Source organism: Pseudomonas sp. Sample_22, from assembly GCF_004307635.1.
Taxonomy (GTDB): Bacteria; Pseudomonadota; Gammaproteobacteria; order Pseudomonadales; family Pseudomonadaceae; genus Aquipseudomonas.
Window position 1 is genome coordinate 97,098 of the sequence record NZ_RCNY01000052.1, and the last position, 7,151, is coordinate 104,248.

The 7,151-nt window shown below is 60.6% G+C and carries 6 protein-coding genes; 5 read left to right on the forward strand and 1 reads right to left on the reverse strand.

The features are described 5' to 3' along the window. Window positions 1-180 precede the first annotated feature (180 nt). Window positions 181-1,071 carry a LysR substrate-binding domain-containing protein gene (locus tag D8U73_RS13705; protein WP_130904775.1) on the reverse strand — a complete coding sequence of 297 codons (891 nt, stop codon included), beginning with the start codon at window positions 1,069-1,071 and terminating at the stop codon, window positions 181-183. A 118-nt stretch (window positions 1,072-1,189) separates the two neighbouring features. On the opposite strand from D8U73_RS13705, the gene D8U73_RS13710 reads away from it, so the two are divergent. The 5 genes from D8U73_RS13710 to D8U73_RS13735 all read left to right on the forward strand — a co-directional run bounded on the left by D8U73_RS13710 (window position 1,190) and on the right by D8U73_RS13735 (window position 6,901). After that, window positions 1,190-1,654 (forward strand): (2Fe-2S)-binding protein, encoded by a 465-nt coding sequence (locus D8U73_RS13710; protein ID WP_130904776.1) that lies wholly within the window; start codon window positions 1,190-1,192, stop codon window positions 1,652-1,654. Then, a complete protein-coding gene (locus D8U73_RS13715; protein WP_130904777.1) occupies window positions 1,654-3,858 on the forward strand; it encodes a molybdopterin cofactor-binding domain-containing protein in 2,205 nt (734 codons plus the stop codon). The genes D8U73_RS13710 and D8U73_RS13715 overlap by 1 nt, the downstream gene beginning before the upstream one ends. Before the next feature lie 5 nt (window positions 3,859-3,863). Then, window positions 3,864-4,757, forward strand: a complete 894-nt coding sequence (locus D8U73_RS13720; RefSeq protein WP_130904778.1) for a LysR substrate-binding domain-containing protein — start codon at window positions 3,864-3,866, stop codon at window positions 4,755-4,757. 215 nt (window positions 4,758-4,972) lie between these two features. Then, window positions 4,973-6,472, forward strand: a complete 1,500-nt coding sequence (locus D8U73_RS13730; RefSeq protein WP_130904780.1) for a helix-turn-helix transcriptional regulator — start codon at window positions 4,973-4,975, stop codon at window positions 6,470-6,472. 177 nt (window positions 6,473-6,649) lie between these two features. Continuing rightward, window positions 6,650-6,901 carry a DUF1652 domain-containing protein gene (locus D8U73_RS13735; RefSeq protein WP_056852859.1) on the forward strand — a complete coding sequence of 84 codons (252 nt, stop codon included), beginning with the start codon at window positions 6,650-6,652 and terminating at the stop codon, window positions 6,899-6,901. Window positions 6,902-7,151: the final 250 nt, after the last annotated feature.

Genomic DNA, 7,151 nt, shown 5'->3' on the forward strand with positions numbered 1-7,151 from the left:
CAGAGATTGGATTTGCCAGCTGCCACAGATTTTGTGGTGTGACAGAGATTGGATTGCCAGCTCCCACAGATTTTGTGGTGTGACAGAGATTGGATTTGCCAGCTCCCACAGGTTTTGAGGTGTGACAGAGATTGGATTGCCAGCTCGGTCACTGTGGGAGCTGGCTTGCCAGCGATGGCGTCAGTGTTGTGTAAGCAAGGCCAGCTGCCTGACCGCCTCAACCACCGGCGCCACCCGCTCGGCCTGTCCACGCGGCCAGACCGCATACAGGTTGTAATGCGCCGCAATCTGCGCGTCGTTCAGCGCCACCAGCCGTCCGCTGCGCAACGCATCCGCGGCCAGCAGACCTCGCACCAGCCCGGCACCGACCCCGGCTTCGGCAGCGGCAATCAGGTTCGCCGCGTTATCAAAGACCACCCGCGCAGGAGGCTCCACGGGAGGCATGCCCGCCGCATCCAGCCATGGTATCCAGGAGCGCCGCGTGTAACCCAGCAAAGGCAATTCAAGGATCTGCGCCGGACTCAACGGCAACTGCAAACCATAGCGCTCCAGTAGCTCGGGCGCCGCCACCGCCATCACCCGATCTGCACAGATCTGCGTCATCTCGCAGTCTTCCCAATCGCCATAACCGTAACGCAAGGCGAGGTCGACGCGCTCGAACGCGCTGCGGTCCGAGCGTGGCATCGACAACAGCACCACCTCATGATCGGGCAACAGACCCAGCAATTGCGGCAAGCGCGGATTGAGCCAGCTCTGGGCCAGTTCACTGTCGACATCCAGGGTCAGCCGTTGGGTCACGCTGCGGTTTTTCACCGAAGACAGCGCCCGGTCGATCTGAGCCAATCCGTCGGACAGCACACTGGCGAACAATTGCCCGGCATCGGTCAGGTTACTGCCGCCACCTTCGCGCACGAACAGCGGCTGGCCGATGAAGTCCTCAAGGGCGCGAATCTGCTGGCTGATGGCGCTGTGAGTCAGGTCGAGTTTGCGCGCCGCGCTGGAGAAACTGCCGCTGCGCGCCGCCTGGATGAATGCGCTCATGGACTGCACCGACGGGTATCGCTTGTACATGCTGTTAGTCCTACTTACACAGGATGGCAGAAATCGTCGCTGGCCCGGTTTTCACAAGGCTTCCAATAATCGATCACCAGGCCTGCACAAAGACGGGCCGCTCTCTTGGAGCCTGACAATGATCGAATTCTCGGTAAACGGCGAACGACACGAGCTGGTTGAGACATCGCCCTCCATGCCCTTGTTATGGGTGTTGCGTGACCACTTGAAACTCACCGGCACCAAGTTCGGTTGCGGCATGGGCCTGTGCGGTGCCTGCACCGTGCACCTGGACGGTGTCGCGGTGCGATCCTGTCAGTTGCCGGTCGCCGCCGTGGCGGGCCACAGCATCACCACCATCGAAGGTCTGTCGGCGACACAAGAGCATCCGCTGCAACTGGCGTGGGTTGCCGAAGATGTCCCGCAATGCGGCTACTGTCAATCCGGGCAGATCATGTCCGCCGCCGCGCTGCTCAACACTGGCGCTGCGGTCACCGACGATTCGATTCGCAATGCCATGTCCGGCAATCTGTGCCGCTGCGGCACTTACGGACGCATCAACAAAGCGATCAAGCGCGCGGCGTCCGCGTCGAAGGAGGCGTGATGACGATCTCCCAAGTGAATCTCGCGCGGCGCGTGTTTCTCAAGCAAGCCGCGACCGCTACCGGCGGTCTGGCCATCGCGTTTTATCTGCCATCGAGCCTGGGCGCGACTGACCCCAAAGCCCCGACGCCGACGGGAACGTTCGAACCCAACGCCTGGGTGCGCATCCTGCCCGACGGCACGGTGAAACTGGTGGTGCACAAGCACGATTCCGGCACCGGAACGCACACGGCTCTGGCGGCTTGCGTGGCCGAGGAACTGGATGTCAACCCGATGACTGTGCAGGTGATCTCGCCCGAAGATCCGTTTTTCGACACCTACATTCATCCGGTCTGGAAAGTCTTCTCCACGGGCGGCAGTACCAGTGTGTCGCTGGAGTACGACCGCTTGCGCATGGCTGGCGCCACGGCCCGGGCGTTGCTGATCACGGCGGCAGCGAGGCAATGGAAAGTCAGCCCCGACAGTTGCAGCACCGTTGAAGGGCGCGTGGTGCATGGCGCGAGCCAGCGCAGTCTCGCTTACGCTGAACTGGTGGGCGTTGCCGCCGAACTGCCGGCACCGGCCCAGGTCACGCTCAAGGATCCGGCGCAGTTTCGCTACATCGGCAAGCTTCGGCATAAGCGCGACGCCCAGGCCAAGGTTTGCGGGCGCTTCAAGTACAGCATCGATGTAGAGCTGCCGGACATGTTGGTCGCAGTCATCCAACGCACGCCGGTAATCGGTGCAAAGGTGTTGTCAGTGGATGCCGCCGCGACCTTGCAAGTGCCCGGTGTGCGCCAAGTGATTGCCGTCCCGGGGCGGCCTGACGTGCTCGGTGGCAACGTGGAAGGCGTCGCGGTGCTGGCCGACAACTACTGGGCGGCGCATCAGGGCCGGGCATTGCTCAAGGTGCAATGGAGCGAATCGCCATTGGCCGGTTTCGACAGCGACGAACTGGTCAAGGCCCAGTCCGCAGCGCTGGATGACAAAGGCGCGCAACGGGTGTCCGCCATGGCGGCGGGCGATGTAGGCGCGCAATGGCCGGTCGCGGTGAAGCTGCTCGAAGCCGATTACCGCATGCCGTACAAAGTGCAGAACCCCCTGGAGCCGATCTGCATCACCGCGCAGGTCAAGGACAATGCCATCACTTATTGGGGCGGGGTGCAGGTGCCGTCATCGGCGCTGGAGGCAGCGCAAAAGGTGTGCAGAATCGCCAAGGACAAGGTGATCATCAACGAAATGGTGTCCGGCGGCAGTTTTGGTGCGCGAGAAGCCAAGTATTGGTTGTTTGAGGTGGCTTATCTGGCGCAGCAGGCCAAAGTACCGGTGAAGCTGATGAACAGCCGCGAAGATGAAATGCGCTCGTTGTTCATGCATCCGGCGACGCTGCACCGCGTCAAGGGCGCACTCGACAAACAAGGGCGCCTGACCGCGTTGCAGCTCAACGCGGTGTCGCCGGCCTCGCCGGAACAATGGGAGCCGGGTTATTTCGAGCGTCCGGACAAAATGGATTACAGCACCACCGAAGCCATCACGGCCTGGGATTTCGCCTATCGTCCGGCCAATCTGGACCTGGTCTGGGTCAAACATGAAAGCAATGTGCCCAGCGGTTGGTATCGCTCTGTGAGTTTCATCCCCAATGTGTTTGCCGTGGAAAGCTTCATGGATGAACTGGCCGATGGCGCCGGGCAAGACCCCTTGGCCTTTCGCCTGGCCCATATGCACGAGCGGCCACGGCATGTTGCAGTGCTGAAAAGCGCTGCCGAACGCGCCGGTTGGGGCCAGCCACTGCCGGAGGGGACGGCGCTCGGGATCGCTACCCATCAGGGCTACACCAGTTTCATCGCGGTGGCCGCGCGCCTGTCGAAAAAGGACGGCGCAATCAACGTCGACAAGCTCACGTGCGTGGTCGATTGCGGCCTGGCGGTGTCGCCCGGTGGTGTCGAAGAGCAGATTTATGGCGGCTTGATGTGGGGCCTCGGCCATGCACTGTTCGATCGACTGGACATCAAACAGGGCAGGGTGGTGCAGACTAATTTCCATGATTATCGGGTGACGCGCATGTCGGACATGCCCGCGGTGGACATCCTGATCGTCGACGGCGAACCGGGCAAACCCGGTGGTGTCGGTGAGCTGGGCAGCCCTGCGGTGGCCCCGGCCATCGCCAATGCCTTGTTCAGTCTGACCGGGGTGCGTCAACGCTCGACACCGCTGAACCTGGGGTAAACGGCATGGACCTGCGCTTGCTGCGGTACTTCATGGCGCTGGCCGAAGAGTTGCACTTCGGTCGCGCCGCCACTCGGCTGCACATCTGCCAGCCACCACTGAGCCAACAGATTCGCTTGCTGGAAGAGGAGTTGGGCACGCCGTTGTTCGAGCGCAGCCATCACCGCGTTGAACTGACCGCCGCCGGGCAGATGCTCAAGGAACAGGCACCGCTGGTGTTCGAACAGCTCAACCGCGCACTGGACCTGACCCGCCAGACCGGCCGCGGCCAGTTGGGCGAGCTGGAAATCGGCATGATCAGCTCGGTGATGGTCGGTGTGCTGCCGCGGGCCTTGCATCTGTTTCGTGAGCGTTATCCGCAGGTCAACTGGCGATTGCACGAAATGACCCCGGCGGCGCAGGTCAAGGCGTTGAAGGAGAAGCGCATCGATGCCTGTGTGTTCCGGGTTGGCTATGACGATCCGCAGTTGCGCAACGAACTGCTGATCTACGAGCCGATCCGGGTGGTCATGCCAATCGATCATCCACTGGCGACGCGGGAAACCCTGGCGCCTGCGGATCTGGCTCAGGAGCCATTCGTGGCCCTGGAGCTGAAGCAGTCGCGGTTCGCCGATTTTCTGTTCCAGTGCTGCCTCCAGTCCGGGTTTACCCCGCAGATCCGCCAGCAGGTGATCGAGGTGCAAACCTTGCTCAGCCTGGTGCGTGCCGGGTTCGGCGTGGCGTTGCTGCCGGCGTCCATTGAGCAACTGGCGCCGATGGGCCTGGTGTTTCGCCGACTGACGCCGCCATTGCCGGAAGTGCCGCTGTACGCCACTTACCGCGCAGATGATGATTCGCCGGTGCTCAAGCTCTTCCTCGATACCTTGCGCGAGTTGGTGCTGCAAGATCGAACGGTTTAACCCAAACCTTTGTGGGGCTAATCTCTTTCGGATGTGCCTCAACCCCTGTGGGAGCCAGCCTGCTGGCGAAGAACGTCCGGACACTGCGATCATTCAGACAGGGCGCGTTATCGTTGAAGTCCATCGCCAGCAGGCTGGCTCCCACAGGTTCTTCGCACGATCAGATACACCTGCGGTCGTAGTCTTCACAGGGTCATTACACGTGTGGAGCCACAATGAGCCAGGACGTCCTCGCCACCGAAACCAATCGCCGCCAGTTGCAGCAGATCATCGCCGGCCTGTCTGACGGGGTCATCCTGCTCGACCCCGACCAGACTATTCTCTGGGCCAATGACGCCGCGCTGGCCATGCACGGCGTCGAACAGGTCAGCGATCTGGGAAACAACGCCAAGGCCTACGCCAAGCGATTCTCCCTGCGCTATCGCAACAATCATGAGGTGCCGGTCGACAGCTACCCGATCAACCGCGTTGCCCGGGGCGAGACGTTCAGCGATGTGCTGGTGGAAGTCAGCTCCACGGCGGACAAAGACGAGCGCTCGTGGGTCCACAAAGTACGCAGCATCGTTTTGGCCGATAGCCGAAACGAGCCGGAATCCCTGGTGTTGATCATGGACGACGTCACCGACTGGGCCAGCGCCGAGCAGCGTTTCGAAAAAACCTTCGCTGCCAACCCCGCGCCCGCTGTGATCTGTCGCCTCAGTGATTTGCGCTACATCAAGGTCAACCCCGGCTTCCTTGAAATGACCGGTTTTGCCCGCGACCAGGTGATCGGCACGTCCACCTACGAGTTGGACGTACTCGAACAGGCCGAAAACAAGGAATTGGCCAAGCAGCGTTTGCTCGAAGGGACCACCATCCCGCAGATGCAGGCTGAATTGCGCATGGCTGACGGCACTGGCAAGCAGGTGATCGTTGCCGGCCAACCCCTGGAACTCAACGATGAGCCTTGCATGTTGTTTTCGTTCGTCGACATGGAGCCGCGGCACAAGGCTGAAGTCGCCTTGCGCCAGAGCGAGGAGCGTTTCGCCAAAGCCTTTCGCTTGTCCCCGGTGCCGATTCTGCTGTGCGGTGCGGGGGATCAGGTAGTGCTCGATGTCAACGAAGCGTTTCTCGACACCCTCGGTTACCCCAGCGAGGAGGTCTTGGGCGAGAGTATTGCGCACATTGATTTCTTCGATGACAAGAGCGCCCGTGCGCGGCTGTTCGCGGCACTGGAGAAAACCGGCAGGCTGGATCGCGTCGATGTTCGCGTGCGCAGCAAAGACAGCGGCCTGATTGATTGCGCAGTGTCAGCCGACACCGTGAACATTCAGGACAGCCCGTGCTACCTGCTGGTGCTGATGGACATCACCGAGCGCAAACGCACCGAGCTGGAACTGGTGTCGGCTATCGAAGAAGTGATGAAAGACGCTTCGTGGTTCAGCCGCACGCTGATTGAAAAGCTGGCCAACGTGAAGAGCGTCAACTCACCACGATTGCCCGACGTTTCCTTCACCGATCTGACGGCGCGCGAGCGTGATGTATTGGGCCTGATCTGCGAAGGCCTGGCCGACAAGGAAATCGCCGCACGCTTGAAACTGGCACCCAATACCGTACGTAATCACGTGGCGACGGTGTACTCCAAACTGGATGTTCACAGCCGCAGTGAAGCGATTGTCTGGGCACGCGAGCGTGGATTGTTTGCAGGCGCGGGGCGAAACAAGGGGCAACGTTAAGGTGCAAATGCACTAATGCACCGGGTGCAAATTAATGTGTTGGCTCGGTGTAGCGGCTTTTAGGCTGGTAGTGCAGGGCAGTCGTCTGCTGATCGCTTGTCTGTCCCCACGAAACCGCTAAAGGAACGGCCTCATGAACCTGCAATACCACGGAATATGCCGCCAGGGCCCACCGCAATGATTACGCTGGCCCAGTTGCGGACCCTGATCGAACAGAGTTTTTCACCGCTGGCCTGTGAGTGCAGCATCAGCGGCGACCATTCATTGACGGTCAAGCTCTACCATCCTCTTTCCGGGCAGGTGGACCTGGTGGTCAGTGGCTTGAACATGGCCACGTTGCAAACCGCCGAAGCCGCGGCAGCCCTGATTGAAGAATTGCGTTATGAATTGCAGAGCAACACCTTGCATCGCTCCGATTCGGTGATGTAAGAACTGCCAGGTTTTCATGGCCTTGCTCATGATTGGGCTATAAGTGATACGCGAGTAATTTTTTTTGTGACAGGTCCGTGGATTTTGCGCTCGGGTTTTGTTGTCACAAAAAGGTGTCGATCACTTATCGCGGGTCAACCTATGAAAAATCTTGGGAAACGCGTTTGTACACCTTTGTCGTTGGCATTTTGCGCAGCGATCCTCGGTGGTTGTGCCAGTCCGCCGCCACCCCCACCTGTCACTCCACCCC

Bases quoted from the DNA above. Each gene is read 5' to 3' on its own strand.
- D8U73_RS13705 (WP_130904775.1), bottom strand. From the start codon at position 1,071: ATGTACAAGCGATACCCGTCGGTGCAGTCCATGAGCGCATTCATCCAG.
- D8U73_RS13710 (WP_130904776.1), top strand. From the start codon at position 1,190: ATGATCGAATTCTCGGTAAACGGCGAACGACACGAGCTGGTTGAGACA.
- D8U73_RS13715 (WP_130904777.1), top strand. From the start codon at position 1,654: ATGACGATCTCCCAAGTGAATCTCGCGCGGCGCGTGTTTCTCAAGCAA.
- D8U73_RS13720 (WP_130904778.1), top strand. From the start codon at position 3,864: ATGGACCTGCGCTTGCTGCGGTACTTCATGGCGCTGGCCGAAGAGTTG.
- D8U73_RS13730 (WP_130904780.1), top strand. From the start codon at position 4,973: ATGAGCCAGGACGTCCTCGCCACCGAAACCAATCGCCGCCAGTTGCAG.
- D8U73_RS13735 (WP_056852859.1), top strand. From the start codon at position 6,650: ATGATTACGCTGGCCCAGTTGCGGACCCTGATCGAACAGAGTTTTTCA.